This window comes from Novosphingobium kaempferiae (assembly GCF_021227995.1).
Lineage (GTDB): Bacteria > Pseudomonadota > Alphaproteobacteria > Sphingomonadales > Sphingomonadaceae > Novosphingobium > Novosphingobium kaempferiae.
This window is the reverse complement of record NZ_CP089301.1, coordinates 4,095,819-4,119,742: the sequence shown is the minus strand read 5'-3', so window position 1 is coordinate 4,119,742 and position 23,924 is coordinate 4,095,819. Positions and strand designations below refer to the sequence as shown.

Sequence of the window (23,924 nt, the reverse complement as noted above, 5' to 3'; positions counted from 1 at the left end):
GATGTGGGGCGGACGCTTCGCCGAAGGGCCGTCCGCGATCATGCGCGAGATAAACGCCTCGATTCCCTTCGACAAGGCACTCTGGCGGCAGGACATCGCAGCCAGCAAGGCCCACGTCGCCATGCTGGGCGCCTGTGGCATCGTTTCGGACGCCGATGCGGTGACCATCCGCGACGGTCTCGACGCCGTCGCAGCCGAGTACGAAGTGAGCGGCGTGCCCGAGGACTGGGATCTCGAGGACATCCACATGACCACCGAGTCGCGCCTCGCGCAGCTCATCGGTCCCGCCGCCGGACGCCTGCACACCGCGCGCTCGCGCAACGACCAGGTCGCCACCGACTTCCGCCTCTGGGTGCGCGATGCGATGGATCAGGCCGATGCTGGCCTGCTGGCCCTGCAGATCGCGCTCGTCACCCGCGCCGGTGAGCATGCCGATTCGATCATGCCCGGCTTCACGCACCTCCAGACCGCGCAGCCGGTGACGCTTGGCCACCACCTGATGGCCTATTACGAGATGATCGGCCGCGACCGTTCGCGCTTCGCCGATGCGAGGAAGCGCATGAACCGCAGCCCGCTGGGCTCGGCGGCGCTGGCCGGGACGGGCTTCCCGATCGACCGCACGATGACCGCGCAGGCGCTGGGCTTCGACGGGCCGACCGACAACAGCCTCGATTCGGTGTCCGACCGCGACTTCGCGCTCGATTACCTGATGGCCGCCAGCCAGTGCGCGCTGCACCTCTCGCGTCTGGCGGAGGAGTTCATCATCTGGGCGAGCCAGCCCTTCGGCTTCGTGGCGCTGCCCGATGCGCTGTCCACCGGCAGCTCGATCATGCCGCAGAAGAAGAACCCCGACGCGGCGGAACTGGTGCGCGGCCACTCGGGCCGCATCTCCGGCTGCCTGATGTCGTTGATGATGACGATGAAGGGCCTCCCGCTCGCCTATTCGAAGGACATGCAGGACGACAAGCCGCCGGTGTTCGAGGCGGCGGGCCTGCTGGCGCTGTCGATCGCGGCGATGACCGGCATGGTCGCCGACACCCGCTTCAAGACCGACCGCATGCGCGCCGCCGCCGAACTCGGCTTCGCCACCGCCACCGACCTTGCCGACTGGCTGGTGCGTCAGGCCGACATTCCTTTCCGTGAGGCGCACCACATCACCGGCGCGGCGGTCAAGCTGGCCGAGCAGCGCGGTGTGCCGCTGGACAAGCTGCCGCTGGACGATCTCAAGGCCATCGACAGCCGCATCGACGAGCGCGTATTCAAGGCGCTCTCGGTCGAGGCGTCGGTCGCTGCGCGCAATTCGCACGGCGGCACCGCGCCCGATCAGGTGCGCCTGCGCGTGGCCGATGCCCGCGCAGTGCTCGGTCTGGAGTGAATTGATGAAGAAGGCCGTTATCGCCCTGATGCTCCTGAGCCTCGCCGCGTGCGGGCAGCGCTCGGCGCTCGGCCTGAAACCGGGTCAGCAGATGCCGCCCGCGCCTTACGGGCGGCAGGACAAACCGGCGGCCGCCGAACTTCTGACCACGCCCACCATCGCCATTCCCGAACGCAGCGTCGAACTGCGGACGCGCTCCGAGGAGAGGCAGGACGATCCGTTCGACCTGCCGCCGCCGGAATCTCCGCAGCCCGAAGCCGACAAGCCCGAGTAAGTTTCTTCATGGATCATTTTGCAATCGTCGACGGCGCGATGAACGCCGAACAGGTGCCCTTGGCCGAAATCGCGCGCGAGGTCGGCACCCCGGTCTACGTCTATTCGCGCGCCACGCTCTCGCGCCACGCCCGCGTCTTCCGCGAGGCGCTGTCCGCGCTGCCCAGCGTCCACATCGCCTTCGCGGTGAAGTCGAACCCGAACCTCGCTGTCCTGCGCCTGCTGGCCAAGGAAGGCTACGGGGCCGACGTCGTCTCGGAGGGCGAGATGAACCGCGCGCTGGCGGCGGGCATGAGGGCCGAGGACGTGGTGTTCTCCGGCGTCGGCAAGACCCGCGCCGAACTGGCCGCCGCCGTGCGCGCCGGGATCGGCCAGTTCAACCTCGAGAGCGAGGAAGAGGGCGTTGAGCTCTCCGAAATCGCCGTGGAACTCGGCGCAAAGGCCACCTGCACCCTGCGCGTCAACCCGGACGTGGATGCGCGCACGCACGCCAAGATCTCGACCGGCAAGGCGGAGAACAAGTTCGGCGTCGCCTATGACCGCGCCGCCGGAATCTATGCGCGCCTGTCGGCGCTGCCGGGGCTGGAGATGCGCGGCCTTGCCGTCCACATCGGCAGCCAGATCAGCGACCTCGAACCCTCGCGGCAGGCTTTCATCAAGATGGGCGCGCTGATGGAAGCGCTGCGCGCCGATGGCCTGAGCGTCACCCACATGGACCTCGGCGGCGGTCTCGGCGTGCCGTACAAGGCCACCGACGACTTGCCGACGCCCGCCGACTACGGCCGCATGGTGGCGGAAGTGGCGGGCGACTGGGGCGTCACCCTCATGTTCGAGCCGGGCCGCGTCATCACCGGCAACTCCGGCGTGCTCGTGACCGAGGTGGTCCGCGTCAAGCAGGGCACTACGAACCCATGGATCGTCGTCGATGCGGCGATGAACGACCTCGCCCGCCCCGCCATGTACGATGCCTGGCACGATTTCGCCGCCGTCGCGCCTTCGGGCGAGACGATGACCGCGAACATCGTCGGCCCTATCTGCGAAAGCTCCGACACGTTCGCCATGGCCCGCGAGATCGACGTGGTGCAGGCGGGCGACTTTGCGGTGTTCCGCACCGCCGGGGCCTATGGCGCGACGATGGCGAACACCTACAACAGCCGCGCGCTGGTGCCCGAGGTCATGGTCGACGGCGACCGGTGGGCGGTGGTCGCCAACCGCATCGAGCCCGCGACGATCCTCGCCGCCGAGCAGGTGCCGGACTGGCTGGACTGATCTGGCGATGATCGACGCGCTTCCCCTCTTCCACCGCATCGCCGGGAGTCCGGTCGTGGTGCTGGGCGAAGGGGACGCGGCGGAGGCCAAGCGGCGACTGGTCGAGCGGGCAGGCGGTCTGGTCTTCACGGATCTGGCGGAGGGCATCGCTTCCGGCGCGCGGCTCGCTTTTGTCGCGCTGGAGGATGACGCAGCGGCTGAAGCCGGTGTCGCCGAGGCGCGTGCGGCCGGACTGCTGGTCAATGCCACCGATCGTCCGGCGCTGTGCGACTTCACGGTGCCTTCGATCCTCGACCGTTCGCCGGTGCTGGTCGCGGTGGGGACGGGGGGCGCTTCTGCCGGGCTGGCGAAGCAGTTGCGGCTGCGGCTGGAGGCACTGCTCCCTCAGGCGCTCGGCAGGCTCGCGACCGGGCTGTCGGAAGTGCGCCTCGCCTTGCGCGAGCGATTTCCCGATGCTGCGGTACGCCGCCGCGCACTCGATGCCGCGTTGGCCGCAGGCGGCCCGCTCGATCCTCTGGTGGATGGCAGCGCGGGGCGGGTGGAGGCCTGGCTCGCCGATGCGGTGCAGCCGCCGGAGGACACGGTCGAGATCGTTCTGCGCAGCGACGATCCGGACGACCTGACCTTGCGCGAGGCGCGGCTTCTGGGAACCGCCGATGTCGTCATCCACGAGTCGCGAATCGGTTCCGCAGTGCTCGATCGTGCCCGTGCAGACGCTGTTCGGGTCGAGATGGACGCTGAACTTCCGAGTTCACCTTTGCACGGAACGACGGTCATCCTGCGGCGCTTCCGTTAGCGCGTTAACTATCGAAAGTCGCGATCTGCGGGCAGACTAACCGGACGCGTGCCGGCGGGGTAAACCAAGTCTGTTTCATGGCTCTTTTGCAATGTTTTGTTCGAAATTCAGGCGCGTCTTGCGTATAATTTCGCGATGACATTCTTTTAATTAAAAGCATCATTCGGGTTGCGGCAGGGGGTTTCTCGAAGGGGGCTTCGCGAATGAACGTCGCACATCAGCATGAGGAAATGCATCGCCGGGCAGCGGTCCGCGTCAGCCGCGCGGAACTGCCGGACCTTGCCACGCCGACCGGGATGTTCGGCAGTCGCCGTGACCGCACCCGGCTTGAGGCCTGCGACGACGATCAGGCGGGGCTGATGTCCTGCCTCTACCCTTTCCATCGCGAAGGCTGATCCGGCGCGCCATGGAATTGCGTGGGGCGCTGGCGGGGCTTCGCCGCGACGATCTCGAATGGCGGCGTGGCCAACTGGCCATGGCGAAGGCGCTTTCGGCATGGCGCCGCGAGCCTGCCGCTGCTCCCGTTCTTGCGGCGATGAAGCGCTTCGGTGCAGGCGCCGTACTGGCATCCTGTGGGCCGCTGGCCGAACTGTTCATGCAAGGCGCCGCAAGGGCGCCGGAGTTTGCCGACAGTCTGGTCGTGGCGGCGCTCGCAGCCCTCGACGGCAATCCGCTGGGACAACTCCCATTGCCTCATGGCGCGAGCGATGCCGTGCCGACGCTGGTGCTTGCCCGGGACGGTGACGCCACGCTCGCGATCGTGGCTTACGACGGTGCGGTACTGGCTATGCTGCCGCCGCCGGGCACGGCCCGTTTCAGGCCGGTGGAGAGCTGGAACTGCGTGCTGCGCGGGTCCGGCGCGGCCGATGTCGTGCGTTGGCGGGATGGCTGCCTGCCTGAAATTCAGCACATGGCGTTGGGCGAAGGGCAGGTACACTACCGGCGTGGGGACGCCACCGCGGTCGAGGTTCGCCGCGCTGACGGAGCGCTTGTCGTGCTGCGCTTGGAGCGCGCCTTGCGGGACGCAGAGCCCGTCCGCGAAGTGCGCCTCGCCGATGGTGCGCTCCTTCACAGGGCCAGCGCGCGCCGTGCCGACAGCCGTGACGAACTGATCGTGTCGTTGCTGGGCCGGATGGAGCGTATGGATGCCATACCGCGCCTTGCCGCTCTGGCTCTTGGCGAGGGCGGCGAAGCATTGCGCTGGCGGGCGTTGTGCGAGGTGATCGCGCTGGATGCGGTGGTGGGAGTGGAAATTCTGCGACGGGTGGCGGCAGGCGCGCAGGATCCGCTGGCTGTGCAGGCTGGGGAGCTTCGTGAAGCGTTGTTCGCGTCCCGGCCGGAACTGCGGGAGGCCGCGGCGTGACACACCGGATCGAAGTGAATGACCCGACCACCGCGACGCTGGAGGAAGCCTGCGACGCCCTGCGCGTATGGGGGTTCGATCCCGCAGAGGAGGAAAGCGTCGCGCACGCGGCCAACTGGCTGCGCAGGCTCGGCAATAACCGGGATTTCCTTGGTGACGTGCTGATCGACATGCTGGCGGGGCGGGCATCCGCGACGCGTCCGGCGCTCGACGCGGGTGAGCCCAACCGTGTGATGCTCGCGGTGCCCGGGCGCGGGGACTTCTCGATCAGCGCCTCGATCTGGCCCGCCGAGGACGATCACGCCTTGCGCGTCAGTGGGCCGGAAGCCTTCGCCTACGGTGTTGCGCACGATCACAACCACGACTTCCTCGTGCTCGGCTACTTCGGACCGGGCTCGGATTCGGACGATTACGAGTATGATTATTCGCAAGTCGCGGGCTGGAGTGGCGAGCGCGTCACGCTGCATGCGCTGGGCCGGTCGCGGCTGGAGCCGGGGCACTTGCGACACTACCGCGCGCACCGCGATATCCATGCCGTCCATGCACCGTCATCGCTTTCGGCGACGCTGGCGCTGACGCATGAACACGCGGCCAAGAGCTGGACCGATCACTACATTTTCGATCCCGAGAAGGATGAGATCGCGCGGGTGCTTGGGCATGGACCGAGCGAGGCGTTCCTGCGCATCGCCGTCGCTCTCGGTGGAGAGGAGGCGACCGATCTGGCGACGAGGTTCGGCCGCCACCACCCCAGCGACCGGATGCGGCTGGTGGCCTGGCGGGCGCTGGCGGGGAATGCGCCGGACCGGGCGGCGCAGGATGCCTTGTGGCGCGAGGCGGAGGGCAGCGGCAGCCGGGCGGTGGCGGCAGTAGCGGCGCGGCGGCGCGCCATCCTCGGCGAGATCGCGGAAGCCTAGAACACGCCCCCTGCCAGCGCATCGATGGCGCCTTGCAGGATGACCGCAGCCGCCGCCGAATCGATGCGGGTGGCGCGCTTGGCGCGGCTCATGTCCTGCTCGATCAGGCCGCGTTCCGCGCCGGAGGTGGACCAGCGCTCGTCCCACAGCAGGATCGGCAGGCCGAGTACCGTCAGGTTGCGGGCGTAGGCGCGGCTCGACTGGGCGCGGGGGCCTTCGCTGCCGTCCATGTTGAGAGGCAGGCCGATGACGATGCCCTTTATCGAGCGTTCGCGGATGAGTTCCTCCATCAGCGCCTTGTCGGCGCCGAACTTGCCGCGTTTGAGTGTCTTGCCGGGCGAGGCGAAGCGCCAGCCGGCGTCGCAGAACGCGGTGCCGATGGTCTGCGTGCCGAGGTCGAGGCCGAGCAGAGCGCCCGCTTCCGGCAGTGCGTCGCGGAACTCCAGCGAACTGGTGGTCGGGGTCACTTTTGCTTCGCCAGCCACGCTTGGGTGCGCCTTTCGAAATCGGCCCTGAGGTTCGCCCAGAACAGGGTCACGTCATAGAGATGATAGTTGTTGCCAGGAAGCACGTAGGTGCCGAGGTCGAGCTTGGGCGGTGGGCCGATATGCAGGAAGTGATCCGGGCCGCAGGCGGCGGGCACGGCCTTCTCGGCCATCGTGCCGCTGCGCGCCCTGAAGTCCGGGACGAGCGTGCCGAGGTTCGCTTCCGCCTCAGCCGCCGTGTCGGGCACGCCGGTTAGAGGGTTGGTGCAGAGAAAAGGACTGCCCGCAACCGACTTCGCATCGAGGCCGGTGCGGCGCCCATAAGCCTTGAGCGGCATGGAGACGTCTGCGGGGTCTGCGACCGAGAGCCAGCTCACCACGCAGCCCGGCTGCTCGGCGGTGCGGCAGGCAGGGACGCCCATCTTCGGCAGGTCGTGTTCCAGCGAGACGGGCCAGCCGATCACCCACGCCCCCACCAGTCGCTCAGCGAAAGGCGTTCCGGCGATCCGGTCACGCATCAGGCGGCGGAGCAGGAAGGCGCCCTGGCTATGCCCGGCGAGCGCGATGGGCTGGCCCGGCTTCAGGTGCCGCATGAAGATCTCGAACGAGGCGAGGACGTCGGCATAGGCCAGGTCGATGGCCTGAGCGGCTTCCGGCTTGGCGGTCAGGAACGCGCCAATGGCGGCCTGCCGGTAGCGGGGAGCCCAGATATCGGCCTCGTTGAATGGGCTCGCCATGCCCTGCACGAAGAGGTCGGCGCGATCCCGACTGACCTTGTCGTCGAGCGCGGCATTCCATGATGCGCGAGCGATGTAGCTCGTCGGGTGGACGAAGAAGACGGCTACCGGGAGGCGGTCCTTCGGGGCCTCGATGCCGGGGGGAAGCCACGCGGAAGGATCGTCCTTCATGCCCGGGTGGGCCACCCACATCGCCGGGTTCTCCCACGATTCGGGCGGCAGCGCCTGCTGCTGCGCGAAGGAGACGTCCGGCACGAAGGCCATCTCGGTCAGGTCTTCCGACCAGAACCACAGTGCCAGCATCAGCGCCAGAACCGTCACCGTCAGTCCCGCGACGACGTAGAGGAACTTGCGCGCCACGCGGGTCAGTAGGCCTTGGTCGGGTCGACGCGGGGGCGCAGGCTGGTGAAGGCGCGCCCGTCACGCATGGCGCCCCACCAGGTCAGCGGGTTCCAGGTCTGCGAGCCGTCGAGCGAGAAGGTGATGAACTCCGCCCGACCGCCGATGTCCGACAGCGGCACCGGGCCGCCAAGGCCGCCATCGGGCTGCCCCTTCCAGTTGGTCGTGAACGGCGCGCGGCTGTCGGCCGAACGGTCGCGGTCGTCGCCCATCAGGAAGACGTGGCCTTCGGGGATCGTGACTTCGGGATAGTTGTCGAGGCTCTGGTCGATATAGTCGATGACCTGATAGCTCGCGCCGTTGGGCAGCGTCTCGCGGTAGGTCGGCAGTTCGTAGACCTCGCGGCCCGATGGCAGGCGGGTGCGGTACTGCTCGAAACCGTCGTAGCAGTGGCCGGGCTGCTGGCCCTCGCAAGTCAGCTTGTCGTCGGCGGCGATCTGCACCGGCGGCTCGATCTCGCGCGGGATGAACCTGCCGTTGAGACGGATGCGGCCGTCGATCACCGCGATGCGATCTCCCGGACGCGCGACGACGCGCTTGATGAGGTCGGCCTTGCGATTGCCGGGTACGACGATGACGATGTCGCCGTATGCCGGTACGCCGCCGAGAATGCGCGCGGTCGAGCGGGGCAGCAGGTGGAAGCTCAGCGACGACCAGTTCCAGCCGTAGGGGTACTTCGACACGACCAGCCGGTCGCCCACTAGCAGCCCCGGCATCATCGAGATCGAGGGGATGTAGAACGGCTTGGCCACGAGCGAGTGGAACGCCAGCACGCCCAGCAGCATCACGACGAGGCCGCGCAGTTCGTGCCACCAGTTGGTCGCGGGGCGCGGCGACTTGGCCGGCTTGAGCGCGGCGAGATCGGGCCGCGCGGTCTGTTCGTTCATGTCTTGGGGGGACTCGGCGTTCAAGGGAGGGGGCGCGCTTCGATGATGACGAAGGCCTGCGCCCATGGGTGATCGTCGGTGAGTGTCAGGTGAACCACGGCTTCGTGGCCGGCGGGAATCATGGAATCGAGCCGTGCCTTCGCGCCGCCGGTCAGCGCCAGCGTCGGCGCGCCGGAGGGCGCGTTGACGACGCCGATGTCCTTCATGAACACGCCCGCCTTGAACCCGGTGCCGACCGCCTTGGAGAACGCCTCCTTGGCGGCGAAACGCTTGGCGAGCGTTCCCGCGATGGTGTGCGGACGGCGCGCGGCCTTGGCGCGCTCGACTTCGGTGAAGACGCGGTTGAGGAAGCGGTCGCCGTAGCGTTCGAGCGAACTGGCGATCCGCTCGATGTTGCACAGGTCCGAGCCGAGGCCGATGATCATGCCTGCGCTCCCGCTGCCTTCGTCATCACCGCACCTCATCCATCAGCGCGCGCATCTTCTTCACGCTGGCTTCCAGCCCGATGAAGATCGCCTCGCCGATGAGGTAGTGGCCGATGTTGAGTTCCGCCAGTTGCGGAATGGCCGCGATGGGCTGCACGTTCTCGTAAGTGAGGCCGTGCCCGGCGTGCGGCTCGATGCCGTTCTTGGCCGCGAGCGCCGCCATGTCGACGATGCGGCGCAGTTCGTGCGCGACCTGCTCACCCTCGGCATGGGCATATTCGCCGGTGTGGAACTCCACGACCGGCGCGCCGAGCTTCATCGCCGCTTCGATCTGGCGCGGCTCGGGGGCGATGAACAGGCTGACCCGGATGCCAGCGTCCGACAGGCGGGCCACGATCGGCGCGAGCCGGTTGTGCTGGCCCGCCGCATCCAGACCGCCCTCGGTCGTGCGCTCCTCGCGCCGCTCGGGCACGATGCAGGCGGCGTGGGGACGGTGGCGGAGAGCGATCTCCAGCATCTCGTCGGTCGCGGCCATTTCCAGGTTGATCGGCAGGCCGGTGGCGTCGGCGACGCGGAACAGGTCGTCGTCGCGGATGTGGCGGCGATCCTCGCGCAAGTGCACGGTGATGCCGTCGCCGCCCGCGCGCGCGACGATCTGCGCGGCGCGGGCCGGATCGGGATGCTCGCCGCCGCGCGCGTTGCGGATCGTCGCGACATGGTCGATGTTGACGCCGAGGCGCAGGCGCGCGGGGTTGTGGACGTTCATTCGCTCATCCCGATCTGACTTGAGGCGTTACTGGGCGCGGCTGCCGGGCTTGACCGCTTGCGAGGAGGCGAGTTCGGGCGGCAGTTCGTCCGGCGCATACGTCGGGAAGTTCAGAGCCACGAGCGGGAAGAACGGCACGCCGAGGTCCACCGAGCCCGCTGAACGGTCCACCAGCGAGGCCGCCGCGATCACGGTGCCGCCGGCTTCCTCGATGGCCTTGATCGCCTCTCGGCTGGACAGGCCGGTGGTGACGACGTCCTCGACCATCAGCACCTTGTCGCCCGGTTCCAGCGTGAAGCCGCGGCGCAGTTCGAAGGTGCCGGTGGGGCGCTCGACGAACATCGCGTCGATCTGCAGGGCGCGGCCCATTTCCTGGCCGATGATGACGCCGCCCATCGCAGGCGAGACCACCTTGGTGATCTGCTTGCGGATGTCGTGCGGCAGGTTGGCGGCGATGGCCACCGCAAGGCGTGCGGCACGGTCGGGGTTCATCAGCACGCGGGCGCACTGGAGATAGTACGCGCTGTGGCGGCCGGACGAGAGCAGGAAGTGTCCTTCCAGCAGCGCCTTGCTGGCGCGGAATTCGGCGAGGACCTCTTCTTCGAGCATTTGCAACTAACCTCGGTTACGATTTTCGAGCGATCTCGCGCAGTTCGCCTGCGCGTTACGGCAAAAATTCCCCTAGAGGCGCTTGAGACGGGCGGCAAGGCCGCGTATAGCCCGGCCCAAAGAGGGCAGAACGTCTTCATAACAGGGGTGCGCGCGAGGTCGAGCGAATCGACACGTGCGTTCGAAGGAAGTGGAAGCGCAAAAAACCATGACATCCGGCAAGATTTCGTTCGGTATCGGAAGGGCAGCCACGGCGCTGGGCCTTCTGCTTGCCGGTGTTCTGACCGCTGCGGTTCCGGGCTTTGCACAGGATGCACCCGCCGCTCCTTCCGCGATTGCGACCGGTGCCGCCGAAGGCGCCGCGCAGGCTTCGAGCGCGGGCAGCTACACCCCGATGGCCCCGACCCCGGGCGTCGGCATGCCGGTGGATGGCGGGATCAACCTCCAGTCGCAGTTCTCTCCCACGGGACAATACGGCGAATGGCTGCATCACGGCCTGCTGTGGATCTGCCTTATCATCTCGCTGTTCGTGCTGGTCCTGCTGGCGATCGTCATCGTGCGCTTCAATCGCCGCGCCAACCCGGTCGCGTCGAAGACCAGCCACAACACGCTGCTCGAAGTGGTGTGGACGCTGCTGCCGGTGCTGATCCTGATCGGCATCGCAGTGCCTTCGATCGATCTCATCGCCAAGCAGTACAAGCCGGCCCCTAAGGGCGCGCTGACCGTCAAGGTCACCGGCAACCAGTGGTTCTGGACTTACGGCTACCCGGACAACGGCGACTTCGAGGTCATCTCGAACATGCTGAACATCCCGGGCGAGCCGACGATCAACAACGGCGTGCGCGAAGTCGGTTCCAAGCCCTGGGACGGCCCGTCGCACCTCGAGGTCGATAACCGCATGGTCGTGCCGGTGGGCGAACCGATCCGCCTGCAGATCACCGCCGCCGACGTGATCCACTCGTTCGCGGTGCCTTCGCTCTGGTTCAAGCTGGACGCCGTGCCCGGCCGCATCAACGAAAAGGTGCTCTTCATCGAGAAGCCGGGCGTCTACTACGGCCAGTGCTCGGAACTGTGCGGCGCGAAGCACGGCTACATGCCGATCGCCGTCGAGGCACTGCCGCGTGACAAGTACAATGCCTGGGTTCTGACCCATGCCGGTGGCGAGATCGACGGGAAGAAGCCCGCCGCCGCCGAAGCCGCTGCGGCTCCCGCCGCCGCTCCCGCTGCAGACGCCTCCGAGGCGCCTGCCGGCGAAGCGACCGCCGAAGCCGAATAACAGCGATACGAGAGGACAGGGTCTCCACCATGGCAACCACCGCTGATCACTTCCAGGCTCACCCGGAAGACCACGGACACCACGACGCCGATCACAAGCCCGCGTTCTTCGCGCGCTGGTTCATGTCGACCAACCACAAGGACATCGGCACGATGTACCTGATCTTCGCGATCTTCGCGGGGATCATCGGCGGCGCCTTCTCGGGCATGATGCGCGTCGAGCTGGCCGAACCCGGCATCCAGTACCTCGACACCTTCGCCAGGTGGTTCGGCGCGGTGAACCCGGACTTCAACTCCACGCTGCACACCTGGAACGTGCTCATCACCGCGCACGGCCTCATCATGGTGTTCTTCATGGTGATGCCTGCGATCATCGGCGGCTTCGGCAACTGGTTCGTGCCGATCATGATCGGTGCGCCGGACATGGCCTTCCCGCGCATGAACAACATCTCGTTCTGGCTGACGGTCTTCGGCTTCTTCTCGCTGCTGTGCTCGGCTTTCGTTCCGGGCGGCACGGGCAACGGCGCCGGCACCGGCTGGACGGTCTACGCCCCGCTTTCGACGAGCGGCTCGCCCGGACCTGCGGTCGACTTCGGCATCTTCTCGCTGCACCTTGCGGGCGCGGGCTCGATCATGGGCGCGATCAACTTCATCACCACCATCCTCAACATGCGCGCGCCGGGCATGACCCTGCACAAGATGCCGCTGTTCGTATGGTCGGTGCTGGTCACCGCGTTCCTGCTGCTGCTTTCGCTGCCGGTTCTCGCCGCCGCGATCACCATGCTGCTGACCGACCGCAACTTCGGCACCACCTTCTTCGACGCTTCGGGCGGCGGCGATCCGGTGCTCTATCAGCACCTGTTCTGGTTCTTCGGCCACCCCGAAGTGTACATCATGATCCTGCCGGGCTTCGGCATCATCTCGCAGATCATCTCGACCTTCTCGAAGAAGCCGGTCTTCGGCTACCTCGGCATGGCCTACGCCATGGTCGCCATCGGCGTCGTCGGCTTCATCGTGTGGGCGCACCACATGTATGCCACCGGCCTGTCGGTGAACACGAAGATGTACTTCACCGCCGCCACCATGGTCATCGCGGTGCCGACCGGCGTGAAGATCTTCTCGTGGATCGCGACGATGTGGGGCGGCTCGATCGAGTTCAAGTCGCCGATGGTCTGGGCGATCGGCTTCATCTTCCTGTTCACCGTGGGCGGCGTCACCGGCGTCTACCTCGCCAACGGCGGCATCGACGACGTCGTGCATGACACCTACTTCGTCGTCGCGCACTTCCACTACGTGCTGTCGCTGGGCGCGGTGACTGCGCTCTTCGCCGGGTTCTACTACTGGTTCCCGAAGATGAGCGGCAAGATGCACTCGGAGTTCCTCGCGCACGTCCACTTCTGGATCTTCTTCATCGGCGTGAACATGATCTTCTTCCCGATGCACTTCCTCGGGCTGCAGGGCATGCCGCGTCGCTATCCGGACTACGCGGAAGCCTATACCTACTGGAACCACATCGCCACGATCGGCTACATGGTGATGGCCGCCAGCCTCGTGGTCTGGTTCATCAACATCGCCTACGCCTATCTCGCGGGCCGCAAGGCTGAGGACAACTACTGGGGCGAAGGCGCGACCACGCTCGAGTGGACGCTCACCAGCCCGCCGCCGTTCCACCAGTTCGAGACCCTTCCGGTCATCGGCGAAACGGCGCACCACTGATATCGTGCGACCGCCCCGGCTCGTCCGGGGCGGTAGTGGCGTGGGCTGCGACCTGGGGTGTGACGTTCTGTCACTCGCCTGAATCGCCGCCCGGGTGTATGGGCGGACCATCATGACCCCCACAAGTTCGATTCCTGCGGCCACCCCGGCCCCCGCAGACTGGCGTGACCTCATCGCGCTGACCAAGCCGCGCGTGATGAGCCTGGTGATCTTCACCGGCCTGTGCGGCCTGCTCGCCGCGCCGGAGAGCATCCACCCGGTCCTCGGCTTCACCGCCATCCTGTGCATCGCGATGGGCGCGGGCGGCGCCGCCGCTCTCAACCAGTGGTGGGAGGCAGACCTCGACGCCGGGATGAAGCGCACCGCCAAGCGCCCTTTGCCGCAGGGCAGGCTCGATCGGACCACCGCCCGTGACTTTGCAGGCGTCCTCTGTGCCGCCTCAGTGTTTCTCATGGGCTTCGCGATCAGCTGGCTGGCCGCCGCGATCCTGGCGATCTCCATCGTCTACTACGCCGTCGTCTATACGATCTGGCTCAAGCCCCGGACTCCGCAGAACATCGTTATCGGCGGCGGCGCCGGCGCATTTCCGCCGCTGATCGGCTGGATCGCGGCGACCGGGCACGTCTCGCTGATGCCGATCGTGCTCTTCGCGATCATCTTCATGTGGACCCCGCCGCACTTCTGGGCGCTCGCGCTGTTCGTGAAGACCGACTACGCCAAGGTCGGCATCCCGATGATGCCCGTCGTCGCCGGAGAGCGCTCCACCCGCCGCCAGATCATGGCCTACGCGGTGCTTCTGCTTCCGCTCAGCGCGCTGCCCTGGTGGCTGCCGGGCGACGAGCACAGCGGCGCGATCTACGGTATCTCGGCGCTGGTGCTCTCCACCGTGTTCCTCGCCCTGTCGATCCGCGTCGGCCTGCGCGAGCGCAGAGGCGATGACGACGCGATGAAGCCGGAGAAGCAGCTTTTCGCCTACTCGGTGCTGTACCTCTTCGCGCTGTTCGCCGCGCTGGTCGTCGACCGCTTCATCCCCCTTTGACGGACAGGACCATGACGGACCCCGATACGCAGAAGAATTTCGACCAGATCCGCCGCAGCCGCAACCGCGTGCTGGGCCTCAGCCTCGCGGGCTTCGTCATCCTCGTATTCTTCATCTCGATCGCGAAGATGGGCTGATGAGCGGGAAAGGCGCCAACCGGAAGGTCGCGCTGACCGCCGCTTCGGCGGCGCTGGCGATGCTCGGCCTCGGTTTCGCCTCGGTGCCGCTCTACCGCATCTTTTGCCAGGTCACCGGTTACGGTGGAACCACCCAGCGCGCCGACGAGGCCAAGGCCGCGACCGTGCAGGACAGCGGCCGCACGATATCGATCCGCTTCGACGCGAATGTGGAGCGGAACATGCCCTGGCAGTTCAAGCCGCTCCAGCGCACCGATACGGTGTCCATCGGCGCGCGCGACATGGCGTTGTTCTGGGCGAAGAATACTTCCGACAAGACCGTGACCGGCACCGCCAGCTTCAACGTGGAGCCGGAGCAGGCCGCGCGCTACTTCAACAAGATCCAGTGCTTCTGCTTTATCGCCCAGACGCTGAAGCCGGGCGAGGAAGTGCGCATGCCGGTGCTCTACTACGTCGATCCGGCGATCCTTGACGATCCGGACAACAAGGACGTCCAGCAGATCACGCTGAGCTACACCTTCCACGTCACCTCCGTGGGCGATGCAAAGACACTGGACCAAGCGCAAACCGGCAGTTAAGGCCGATACGGGAACCGTCTGCGCAACCAGCCCTTTCGAGGTGGCAGGCGGCAAATGAGATTGGATGAACGGGGACGAAGGCACCATGGCCGGTACGAAGCACCACGATTACCATATCCTTCCGCCTGACATCGCGCCTCTGGCGACGACGATCGGCGCCTTCGCGTTCACGTCCGGCATGGTCCTGTTCATGCACGACCTGCCCGGCGGCAAGTTCGTGCCCTGGGCCGGCCTTGCGATCCTGCTTGCCTCGATGTTCATGTGGTTTTCGAAGATCGTGAAGGAAGCCCACGCCGGCGATCACACCCCGGTCGTGCAGCTTCACCAGCGCTACGGCATGATCCTGTTCATCGCTTCGGAAGTGATGTTCTTCGTCGGCTGGTTCTGGGCCTTCTTCGATTTCTCGCTGTTCCCCTCGGAACTGGCCGAGACAGTCGGCGGACAATGGCCGCCCAAGGCGATCGAGGCGGTCATGGACCCCTTCGCGCTGCCGCTGCTCAACACGCTGATCCTGCTCTGCTCGGGCACCACCGTCACCTGGGCGCATCACTCGCTGATCCACGGCGATCGTGAGGGGCTGAAGAAGGGCCTGTGGGCGACGATCCTGCTGGGGGTGCTGTTCTCGTTCATCCAGGGCTACGAGTACCTGCACGCGCCGTTCGGCTTCGGCGGCAATACTTACGGCTCGGCGTTCTACATGGCTACCGGATTCCACGGATTCCACGTCATCGTCGGCACGATCATGCTGATCGTCTGCCTCAAGCGCGCCTACAACGGCGACTTCACGCCGCGCCAGCACTTCGGTTTCGAGGCGGCGGCATGGTACTGGCACTTCGTCGACGTGGTGTGGCTGTTCCTGTTCGTTGCCGTCTACATCTGGGGCGGCTGGGGCTATCCCACGCACTGATCCATCGGGATCGACCAACTCGAAAGGGCAGCCGGAGACCGCTTCGGCTGCCCTTTTCGCATCGGGACAAGACATGCGCCGCATTCCCGTTTTCGCCACCCTGATCGTCCTGGCGGCCGTCGCGCTGATGATCGCGCTCGGCTTCTGGCAGTTGCGCCGGCTGCATGAGAAGGAGGCGCTGCTCGCGCATTACGCGGCGGCACAGCGCAATCCGGTGTCGGTGGAGTGGACGTCGAGGGGCGTCGGCGAAGACCTGCTCTATCGCCGGGCGCACCTGACATGTACGTCGGTGGCCGAGCGCAGCAGCATCGCGGGCCAGAATGCGGCAGGGAGGTCGGGCGTCGCGCAGACGGCGAAATGCACGTTGCCCGGTGGCGGCACGGCGCTCGTCGTGCTGGGCTGGTCGCTCCAGCCCAATGCCGGTGACTGGCAGGGCGGGCAAGTCACCGGCGTGATCGCGCCGGGGCCGCGACTCGTCGCTGTACCCGCACTCGGCGGACTCGAGGCGAACGGTCTGCCCGATCCCTCAGACCTTCCCAACAATCACCTGTCCTACGCCGGGCAGTGGTTCTTCTTCGCGGCGACGGCGCTGGTGATCTACGGTCTGGCCCTGCGGCGGCGGGGGCAGGGCCGTTAGCGAAGCGCGATCTTTTCCTCTGGCGCGACGAATCGGTTGCTGCCATAGGAACAAACCATGATCGCCAAGCTGACAGGATTGCTCGACGACACCGGCCCCGACTGGGCGATCATCGACGTGAACGGGGTGGGCTATCTCGTTCACTGCTCCGCGCGCACGCTGAGCCACCTCGGCATCCGGGGTGACCGGGTGGTCGTCCACACCGAGATGCAGGTTTCGGAAACCGACCAGCGCCTCATCGGCTTCGCCAGCGGGGCGGAGCGCAACTGGTTTCGGCTCCTGACCGCTGTGCAGGGCGTCGGCTCGAAAGTGGCGCTGGCGATCCTCTCCGCGCTGACGACCGAGGAATTGCAGCGCGCCTGTGCAGGGAGCGATTCGGCGATGGTGGCGCGGGCCAACGGCGTCGGCCCCAAGCTCGCAAGTCGCATCGTCAACGAACTCAAGGACAAGGCGGGCGGAATGCCGACTGCGCCCGGAGCGCCGGGTGTCGCGGTGGCGGCGTTGCCGGGTTCGGCCAGCGCGGACGCCGTCTCCGCTCTCCAGAATCTCGGCTTCAAGCCTGCCGTCGCAGCTTCGGCCGTGGGCAAGGCCGTTGACGAACTGGGCGAGGAAGCCGGGCTCAACGACCTCGTGCGCGTGGCGCTCAAGCTGGCGACCGGTTAAGCACCGAAACCTGACATGACCGACAATCCCATTCTCTCCCCCAACCGCCAGGCCGAGGACGCCGATGCGGCGCTGCGGCCCAAGACACTGGCCGAATTCGTCGGTCAGGCCGCTGCCAAGGACAACCTCCACGTCTTCATCGAGAGCGCCAAGTCGCGGCGCGAGGCGATGGACCATGTGCTGTTCTTCGGCCCGCCCGGCCTCGGCAAGACGACGCTGGCGCAGATCGTCGCGCGTGAACTGGGCGTGGGATTCCGCGCCACCTCCGGCCCGGTCATCGCCAAGGCGGGCGACCTCGCCGCGCTGCTGACCAATCTTGAGCAGGGAGACGTCCTGTTCATCGACGAGATTCACCGCCTCAATCCCGTAGTCGAGGAAGTGCTCTACCCGGCGATGGAGGATCGCGCGCTGGACCTCATCATCGGCGAGGGGCCGTCGGCGCGCTCCGTGCGGATCGACCTGCCGCCGTTCACGCTGATCGGCGCGACGACGCGACAAGGCCTGTTGCAGACGCCGCTGCGCGACCGTTTCGGCATTCCTGTGCGCCTGCAGTTCTACACGGTCGAGGAACTGGAGAAGGTTGTGACGCGCGGCGCGGGCCTGCTCGGCATCGGCATGGACAAGGGCGGCGCGACCGAGATCGCACGCCGTTCGCGCGGCACCCCGCGCGTTGCGGGTCGCCTGATGCGCCGCGTGCGCGACTTCGCCCATGTCGCGGGCTCCGATGTTATCACGCGGGCCATTGCCGACGATTCGCTGACTCGACTGGAGGTCGATTCGATCGGTCTCGATGCGCAGGATCGCCGCTATCTTCGGATGATCGCGGATATCTACAAGGGCGGGCCGGTCGGAGTAGAAACGCTGGCGGCGGGCCTTTCCGAGCCGCGCGACACCATCGAGGAAGTGATCGAGCCCTACCTCATCCAGCTCGGCCTCATCGCCCGCACGGCCCGGGGGCGCTGCCTCAACGACCGGGGCTGGAGCCATCTGGGCATGACCCCGCCGGCGGGGCCGCAGGGTGGACTGTTCGATTCGGAAGGCTGACCACGCAAGGCGCTGATCGGGCGGCTAAAAGCGTCGGCCTGCTTTACAACTGCCCGGATCGATAGTCCCGTTTCGGTACAAGCCTTGGGGCGGAGTGATAAATTAACCAACTTTCCCGCATCGGGACGGTGAATTGGCGGTGAATGACGTTGCCGCGTTAACCGGACTCTGCGTTTGTTGCTGGCAGATGGATGGGAGGTGCCGCGAGGCTCTTCGCCGATCCAGCGAAACAAAGAAAGCAAACGCATTATGTCGGTTCGGATGGCCCTAGCGAAACTGTCTGCCTGTGCGGCAGGCTGCGCGATCATCGGTGGCGGCGCCGTCCACGTGGCGGAGACGCAGTCCGCCAAGACCGAGTACCGCAAGGTGAAGATGGCGAAGGCCGCGCCGGTGAAGACCGTGAAGCGCCCCGCCCAGCGCATCGTCCGCAAGGATCAGCCGCGCACCACCAAGCGCGTGCGCAAGATCATCAAGCGCACCTGCTGCGACCAGCCGCAGATGGCGATGGTGCCGATGCCCCCGCCGTACATGCCGCCCGCGCCGCCGCCGTCCTATGCCGGTGGCAGCGGCGGCACGCCGGTGGTGATCGGTGGCGGCCCGATCGGCGGCTTCGGCGGTGGGTTCTTTGGTGGCTTCTTCGGTGGCGGCGGTGGCGGAGGCGGCGGCAACGTCGTCATCACCTCGACCAGCAGCGGCGGTGTCACCTCCACGACCGGTGGTGTGACCTCGACTTCGGGCGGCGTCACTTCGACCAGCGGTGGTGTCACCTCGACCTCCAGTTCGAGCACCGGCGGGCTGACCTCGACCACCACCACGGGCGGTCTCACGTCCACGACGACGACCGGCGGCATCACGTCGACGACCTCGACCAGCTCGGGCAACGTCACCAGCACGAGCAGTTCGTCCTCCTCGTCTTCGAGCTCTTCGTCGTCGTCGAGTTCATCGTCCTCGTCGTCGAGCGGCGGCGACGATCATTCGTCGGGCGGTGCCACCTCGAGCGGTTCGTCCAGCGGTTCTTCGTCGAGCTCTTCGTCGTCCTCTTCCTCGGGTTCGTCCTCGACTTCGGGTGGATCGACCAGCTCTTCGTCGAGCAGTTCCAGTTCCTCGTCGTCGTCTTCCAGCTCGTCCTCGGGCGGTTCGACCACGACGACTTCGGGCGGCACCGACGTTCCGGCACCGCCGATGCTGATCCTGTTCGGCGCGGCCGCCGCGACCATCGTCGGTCGGCGCAGGCTGTCGCGGGCCAAGGCTTCGGCCTGATACCAGTCACATGGGGGCAGGTGCCGTTCGCGGCGCCTGATGTGGAAGGGCGACGCACGCGGGCGTCGCCCTTTTCGTTTGCCCGCCATTTGCTTGTGGAAACGTCAGAAAAGCGAAGGTCTACCGTCTTTTACGCGCGGTTAACCAAGCATGGTGGATACCGCTTGGCGAGCACAGCCGATTCCGCGGGGCCCAAGCATGTTGATGGAACCTTTCCTGCCGTTTGCCGAGCGGACCTGTCCGCGGCTTTCGGTCGTGGTGCCCTGCTACAACGAGGAAGACGTGCTGCTCATGCTGGAGGCGCGCCTGTCGGCGGCCTGCGCGGAGCAGGTGGGCGACGATTACGAGATCATCCTCGTCAACGACGGCTCCACCGACCGTACCTGGCCGCTGATCTGCGTGCTGGCGGAGCGCAATCCGCGCGTGCTGGGCGTGGACCTCTCCCGCAATCACGGGCAGCAGCTTGCAGTGACCGCAGGCCTCCAGATCAGCCGCGGCGACCGCGTGATGATGATCGACGCCGACCTGCAGGATCCGCCCGAACTGCTCGGCGCGATGATGGCGAAGATCGATGAGGGTGCGGACGTCGTCTACGGACAGCGCGTGGTGCGGCATGGCGAGAGCGTGGTGAAGCGCGGGACTTCGGCGCTGTTCTACAAGCTGCTCAACCGCCTCGCAGAGCAGGAAATTCCGGTCGATACCGGCGACTTTCGCCTGATGACGCGCCGCGTCGTCGACCAGCTCAACGCCATGCCCGAACGTTTCCGTTTCATCCGCGGCATGGTCAGCTGGGTCGGGTTCGAGCAGGTGCCGTTGCAGTACGAGCGCGACGCGCGGGCAGCGGGAGAGACCAAGTACCCGATGCGCCACCTTGCCCGCCTTGCCATCGATGCGATCACCAGTTTCTCCACCGTGCCGTTGCGGATTGCCTCGCATCTCGGCGTGCTGGCGGGTTTCGCAGGGCTGGCGCTGCTGTGCTGGGCGATCTGGCGGTGGTTCGAGAACGGCGTCATCGTCGGCTGGACAAGCACGATTGCGGTCATGCTCATCATGGGCAGCATGCAACTCATCATTCTTGGGGTCTTCGGCGACTACCTCGGTCGTCTCTATATCGAGAGCAAGCGACGCCCGCTGTTCATCGTGCGCGAATTGCGCAGCCAGACCCGGCAGGGTCGGCAGGCGGGCATCGACCCGATGACCGGCGTGCCCCTCGGCCTCGCCGCACTCGACGCGCACCACTGATTATCACGCCATGCTGAAGTCCGCGCTGCGTTTCGGGTTGGTCGGCCTGCTGAACACGCTGGTCGGGCTCGCCGTCATCGCCGCGCTGCTGCATGTGGGGGCGGGAGATTACCTTGCCAATGCGGGAGGCTATGCCGTGGGCCTGTGCCTGTCGTTCACGCTCAACCGCATCTGGACCTTCGAGGTGCGCGGCCCGGTCGCGGCGGGGGAGGCGGGGCGCTTCCTGCTGGCCTTTGCGCTCGCCTACTCCGTCAATCTGGCCGTGCTGACCATGATGCGCGGACTCGGCTTCGCACAGAGCCTGATCGGGCAGGGCGCGGGCATCGTGGCCTATTCCGTCTGCTTCTTTCTGCTTTCGCGCGCTTTCGTCTTCGTTCCGGGACGCGCCTTGCGGTGAAGTCGGATCTGTCGACGATCCCGCCGCGCTGGTGCGCGGCACTGGTGCTGCTGGCCATCGTGCCGCTGCTCTATCCGGCGGTGCCGCCGCTGACCGACCTGCCCGGCCACATGTCGCGCTTTATGGTGCAGATGGACGGCGGTCGCAGCGCCGGCATCGCGCGCTGGTACACATTCGAATGGAACCTGCTGCCGAACCTCGGGACCGACCTCATCGCGTGGGTTCTGGAGCCGCTGATCGGGCTGGAGCCGACGATGAAGGCGATCGGTCTCCTGATCGTCGGGCTGCAGGTCGCAGGCTACCTCCTGCTGTCTCGCGCGGCGCATGGTCGGGTGATGGTGACGGCGCTCTTCGCGATCCCGCTCGCACTGGGCAATCCGTTCCAGTACGGCTTCATCAACTTCGTGCTCGGCACTGCGCTGGCGACGCTGGCGCTGGCCTGGTGGATGTCTCCGTCCATGGCGGCCAGACCGAGGCTGCGCTGGGCCGTGTTTGCCATTGTCGCTTCGGTGATCTGGGTGTGCCACCTCGCAGCCTGGGCGTTGCTATGCGTCCTTGTCGGCTGTTGCGAACTGGCGGCGCGCTACGAGCGCTCGGGGCGTATCGGGTGGTCGCTGCTGACCGGCTTCCTTGCCAGCACCTGCCTGCTCGTCCCGCAAGTGCTGAGCCTGCTTCTGCCGCAATCGGGCGAGCATCTGCCCAGCGGGTTGTGGTTCGTGGTGCCGGTGAAGCTCTATCATCTCGCCAACGTGCTGGCGGATCGCTGGGAAGGGTGGGACTACGGCTGCGCGGTGGCGCTTGCAGTCGTCATCGGCGTGCTCTGGCGCTCGCGGGCGGTGGCGCTGCACAAGGGGCTGGCGCTTGCCTCGGTCGTGCTGCTGGCGCTCTATTTCGTCATGCCGGGCGTGGCCTACGGGTCCGCTTATGCCGACATGCGGTTGACGCCCACGATCCTTGCGCTGGCGTTGATCTGCGCCCGTCCGCGTTCCGAAATGTCTCCGCGTGCCCGGCAGGTGCTGGCCGTCGCCGCCATTGTCTTCATGTTGGCGCGACTGGGGGGCAATACGGTCAGCATGGCCATGTGGGACCGGCAGATCCGGCAGGAGACGGCGGTGGTCGATGCGGTGCCCCGCGGCTCGCAGCTGGTGACCTTCATTTCGCAGCCGTGCCGGGCGCAATGGTTGCAGAACCGCATTCGCGACACCCACGCCGCCAGTTATGCACTGACGCGGCGGCACGCCTTCGCCAACGACCAGTGGCAGATGACCGGAGGGCAATTGCTGCGGATCCATAACCCGGTGACAGGCCCCTTCCAGGACGCCGAGACGGGATCGATGGTGGGGGAGCAGTGCCAGGGCTTCAACCAGCTTCTGCGCGCGGTGAAGAATGTTCCGCCGGAAGTGCCGCTGCTGTGGATCGTGTGGCACTCACCCGAAATGCCGTTGCCGGGTTGGCGGGAGGCGGCGCGTTCCCACAATTCCGTGCTCTACCGGCGTCAGACACCGTAGCGGCGCTTGATCGCGCGGTAGCGTTCGATGCGCATGGTCGCGCGTTCTGTCGGGGTGACAATGGCGGTGTCGGCGGGCAAGTATTCCATCAGCCTGTCGCGTGGGACCACGCGGGTCCGGAACCGCGCCGCGTCCTGCGTCAGCAGATTGCGGTAAGTGAGGTTGCCGTCGCTGAAGCCCTGCGTGTCGAGCCAGTTGTGGATGCCCGGATCGTCATGGGCGAGCACAAGGCGCACGACGCCGTCGCTGTCAATGCGGGTGCGGGCGGGGGTGTAGCTGACCGGGCGGTGGAGGAAGTCCATCGAGCCGACGAAGGCCCCGCCCATGCCGAATATCCAGAACCCGGGATGCATGTCCATCTCGACGATCAGGGCCTCATCGGGCTCCAGCCGCCAGACCATGTGCGCGGCCATGCGCCCGCGTTTCGCATCCGAGGCGTCGTTGGCGATCTTGTCGGCGGGGAACTGGTTGAGCGCCTTCGGATCGCAGACGCCGCGGGAAGTCAGCCAGGAATGCTCGGGCCAGTCGCGCATCAGGCCGGTGACGAAATCGCCTGCCCAGTCCATTGCCTCGATCATGCGGGCGGGCGAGGGGAGAGGTCGGGGGGCGTCCATGCCGATGCGTTCGATGGTGAGCGCGGTGGGCGTTTCGTCCCAGCCGTCGAAGGCTTCGCGGATGAACAGCTTGCGGCTGCCGGGGGTGGTGGGGAGCCAGTTGCGGTCTCTTCGCTCGCCGCCGATGAACAGTTCGAAGTTGTCGTTCGCGTCAGCCTCGATCTGCGTGCCGAGGATGTTGCACTCCGGGATGTCGCCGAAGGGTTCGTGGAGTGAGGGCCAGTCGGTGCCGGGGATCGTCGCGGGGCGCGGGCCTTGCACGGTTACGTTGAGCCAGCGGGCGGTGCCTTTGCGGCCGGTGAGACGGTAGGCGTGGGCGCCATCGATCCATGCCTGCCGATAGGTGAAGTCGGCCACGTCGCCGCCCAGCTTGCGCGTGGGTGTGACGAAGGGGTGGATCATCGGGAAAGCCGGGTCTTTCGTCTCCAGCGCAAGGTCGAATGCTTGCCCCAGATTCTGCGTCAGGAAACGGAATGCGTCGGCGCGCTGGAGCGGGTTGGCGGGATTGGCGTCCTTGAAGGCGCTAAGGCCCGCCAGCTTCAGCCGGTCGCAGAACTGTTCCCATGCTTCGCGCAAGGGAGCGTCGTCGGGTCCGTCGCCATAGGCCAT

At 66.7% G+C, this 23,924-nt stretch carries 27 protein-coding genes; 20 read left to right on the top strand and 7 right to left on the bottom strand.

What is annotated here, in order from left to right; translation table 11 throughout:
- Window position 1 precedes the first annotated feature (1 nt).
- The 7 genes from argH to LO787_RS18780 all read left to right on the top strand — a co-directional run bounded on the left by argH (window position 2) and on the right by LO787_RS18780 (window position 5,990).
- Window positions 2-1,375, top strand: a complete 1,374-nt coding sequence (argH, locus tag LO787_RS18810) for an argininosuccinate lyase (RefSeq protein WP_232496370.1) — start codon at window positions 2-4, stop codon at window positions 1,373-1,375.
- Window positions 1,376-1,379: 4 nt separating this feature from the next.
- Complete coding sequence (locus LO787_RS18805; RefSeq protein WP_232492511.1) at window positions 1,380-1,649, top strand: hypothetical protein; 270 nt, start codon at window positions 1,380-1,382, stop codon at window positions 1,647-1,649.
- 8 nt (window positions 1,650-1,657) lie between these two features.
- Window positions 1,658-2,917 (top strand): diaminopimelate decarboxylase, encoded by a 1,260-nt coding sequence (lysA, locus tag LO787_RS18800; protein WP_232492510.1) that lies wholly within the window; start codon window positions 1,658-1,660, stop codon window positions 2,915-2,917.
- 7 nt (window positions 2,918-2,924) lie between these two features.
- Complete coding sequence (locus LO787_RS18795) at window positions 2,925-3,713, top strand: precorrin-2 dehydrogenase/sirohydrochlorin ferrochelatase family protein (protein ID WP_232492509.1); 789 nt, start codon at window positions 2,925-2,927, stop codon at window positions 3,711-3,713.
- Between the two features lie 203 nt (window positions 3,714-3,916).
- Window positions 3,917-4,108, top strand: a complete 192-nt coding sequence (locus LO787_RS18790; RefSeq protein ID WP_232492508.1) for a hypothetical protein — start codon at window positions 3,917-3,919, stop codon at window positions 4,106-4,108.
- An 11-nt stretch (window positions 4,109-4,119) separates the two neighbouring features.
- A complete protein-coding gene (locus tag LO787_RS18785) occupies window positions 4,120-5,076 on the top strand; it encodes a hypothetical protein (protein WP_232492507.1) in 957 nt (318 codons plus the stop codon).
- Window positions 5,073-5,990 carry a transposase gene (locus tag LO787_RS18780; protein ID WP_232492506.1) on the top strand — a complete coding sequence of 306 codons (918 nt, stop codon included), beginning with the start codon at window positions 5,073-5,075 and terminating at the stop codon, window positions 5,988-5,990. The genes LO787_RS18785 and LO787_RS18780 overlap by 4 nt, the downstream gene beginning before the upstream one ends.
- Here the strand turns inward: LO787_RS18780 and ruvX are convergent.
- From ruvX to pyrE, 6 genes are read right to left on the bottom strand one after another with little or no spacing between them, the layout of a single operon-like run.
- Window positions 5,987-6,475 (bottom strand): Holliday junction resolvase RuvX, encoded by a 489-nt coding sequence (gene ruvX / locus LO787_RS18775; RefSeq protein ID WP_232492505.1) that lies wholly within the window; start codon window positions 6,473-6,475, stop codon window positions 5,987-5,989. The genes LO787_RS18780 and ruvX overlap by 4 nt on opposite strands.
- On the bottom strand, window positions 6,454-7,572 hold the full coding sequence (locus LO787_RS18770) for a DUF3089 domain-containing protein (protein WP_232492504.1): 1,119 nt from the start codon (window positions 7,570-7,572) through the stop codon (window positions 6,454-6,456). The genes ruvX and LO787_RS18770 overlap by 22 nt, the downstream gene beginning before the upstream one ends.
- 5 nt (window positions 7,573-7,577) lie before the next feature.
- Window positions 7,578-8,498 (bottom strand): signal peptidase I, encoded by a 921-nt coding sequence (lepB, locus tag LO787_RS18765; RefSeq protein WP_232492503.1) that lies wholly within the window; start codon window positions 8,496-8,498, stop codon window positions 7,578-7,580.
- 20 nt (window positions 8,499-8,518) lie between these two features.
- A complete protein-coding gene (gene acpS / locus LO787_RS18760) occupies window positions 8,519-8,923 on the bottom strand; it encodes a holo-ACP synthase (RefSeq protein WP_232492502.1) in 405 nt (134 codons plus the stop codon).
- 25 nt (window positions 8,924-8,948) lie between these two features.
- A complete protein-coding gene (locus LO787_RS18755; RefSeq protein WP_232492501.1) occupies window positions 8,949-9,689 on the bottom strand; it encodes a pyridoxine 5'-phosphate synthase in 741 nt (246 codons plus the stop codon).
- A 27-nt stretch (window positions 9,690-9,716) separates the two neighbouring features.
- Entirely contained in the window at window positions 9,717-10,298 is a 582-nt protein-coding gene (gene pyrE / locus LO787_RS18750) for an orotate phosphoribosyltransferase (RefSeq protein WP_232492500.1), read from the bottom strand.
- A gap of 208 nt (window positions 10,299-10,506) precedes the next feature.
- On the opposite strand from pyrE, the gene coxB reads away from it, so the two are divergent.
- The 13 genes from coxB (at window position 10,507) to LO787_RS18690 (ending at window position 22,701) form a co-directional block, all read left to right on the top strand.
- A complete protein-coding gene (gene coxB, locus LO787_RS18745) occupies window positions 10,507-11,574 on the top strand; it encodes a cytochrome c oxidase subunit II (RefSeq protein WP_232492499.1) in 1,068 nt (355 codons plus the stop codon).
- A gap of 29 nt (window positions 11,575-11,603) precedes the next feature.
- The gene (gene ctaD, locus LO787_RS18740; RefSeq protein WP_232492498.1) at window positions 11,604-13,289 is read left to right on the top strand and encodes a cytochrome c oxidase subunit I; all 1,686 of its coding nucleotides are present in this window, start codon (window positions 11,604-11,606) and stop codon (window positions 13,287-13,289) included.
- Between the two features lie 112 nt (window positions 13,290-13,401).
- Window positions 13,402-14,328 carry a heme o synthase gene (locus tag LO787_RS18735; protein WP_232492497.1) on the top strand — a complete coding sequence of 309 codons (927 nt, stop codon included), beginning with the start codon at window positions 13,402-13,404 and terminating at the stop codon, window positions 14,326-14,328.
- Window positions 14,329-14,339: 11 nt separating this feature from the next.
- On the top strand, window positions 14,340-14,465 hold the full coding sequence (locus LO787_RS26125; protein ID WP_255700809.1) for a hypothetical protein: 126 nt from the start codon (window positions 14,340-14,342) through the stop codon (window positions 14,463-14,465).
- Window positions 14,465-15,043, top strand: a complete 579-nt coding sequence (locus tag LO787_RS18730) for a cytochrome c oxidase assembly protein (RefSeq protein ID WP_232492496.1) — start codon at window positions 14,465-14,467, stop codon at window positions 15,041-15,043. The genes LO787_RS26125 and LO787_RS18730 overlap by 1 nt, the downstream gene beginning before the upstream one ends.
- 85 nt (window positions 15,044-15,128) lie before the next feature.
- Complete coding sequence (locus LO787_RS18725; RefSeq protein WP_232496369.1) at window positions 15,129-15,950, top strand: cytochrome c oxidase subunit 3; 822 nt, start codon at window positions 15,129-15,131, stop codon at window positions 15,948-15,950.
- A 73-nt stretch (window positions 15,951-16,023) separates the two neighbouring features.
- Window positions 16,024-16,587: an SURF1 family protein gene (locus LO787_RS18720; protein WP_232492495.1), complete on the top strand. Its 564-nt coding sequence runs from the start codon at window positions 16,024-16,026 to the stop codon at window positions 16,585-16,587.
- A gap of 57 nt (window positions 16,588-16,644) precedes the next feature.
- The gene (ruvA, locus tag LO787_RS18715) at window positions 16,645-17,250 is read left to right on the top strand and encodes a Holliday junction branch migration protein RuvA (RefSeq protein WP_232492494.1); all 606 of its coding nucleotides are present in this window, start codon (window positions 16,645-16,647) and stop codon (window positions 17,248-17,250) included.
- A 15-nt stretch (window positions 17,251-17,265) separates the two neighbouring features.
- The gene (ruvB, locus tag LO787_RS18710) at window positions 17,266-18,294 is read left to right on the top strand and encodes a Holliday junction branch migration DNA helicase RuvB (protein WP_232492493.1); all 1,029 of its coding nucleotides are present in this window, start codon (window positions 17,266-17,268) and stop codon (window positions 18,292-18,294) included.
- 261 nt (window positions 18,295-18,555) lie between these two features.
- Entirely contained in the window at window positions 18,556-19,554 is a 999-nt protein-coding gene (locus tag LO787_RS18705; RefSeq protein WP_232492492.1) for a PEP-CTERM sorting domain-containing protein, read from the top strand.
- A gap of 198 nt (window positions 19,555-19,752) precedes the next feature.
- Entirely contained in the window at window positions 19,753-20,796 is a 1,044-nt protein-coding gene (locus tag LO787_RS18700) for a glycosyltransferase family 2 protein (RefSeq protein WP_232492491.1), read from the top strand.
- 10 nt (window positions 20,797-20,806) lie between these two features.
- Window positions 20,807-21,193 carry a GtrA family protein gene (locus tag LO787_RS18695; RefSeq protein ID WP_232492490.1) on the top strand — a complete coding sequence of 129 codons (387 nt, stop codon included), beginning with the start codon at window positions 20,807-20,809 and terminating at the stop codon, window positions 21,191-21,193.
- Window positions 21,190-22,701: a GtrA family protein gene (locus LO787_RS18690; protein WP_232492489.1), complete on the top strand. Its 1,512-nt coding sequence runs from the start codon at window positions 21,190-21,192 to the stop codon at window positions 22,699-22,701. The genes LO787_RS18695 and LO787_RS18690 overlap by 4 nt, the downstream gene beginning before the upstream one ends.
- Here LO787_RS18690 and LO787_RS18685 read toward each other — a convergent pair.
- A complete protein-coding gene (locus LO787_RS18685) occupies window positions 22,689-23,924 on the bottom strand; it encodes a hypothetical protein (RefSeq protein WP_232492488.1) in 1,236 nt (411 codons plus the stop codon). The genes LO787_RS18690 and LO787_RS18685 overlap by 13 nt on opposite strands.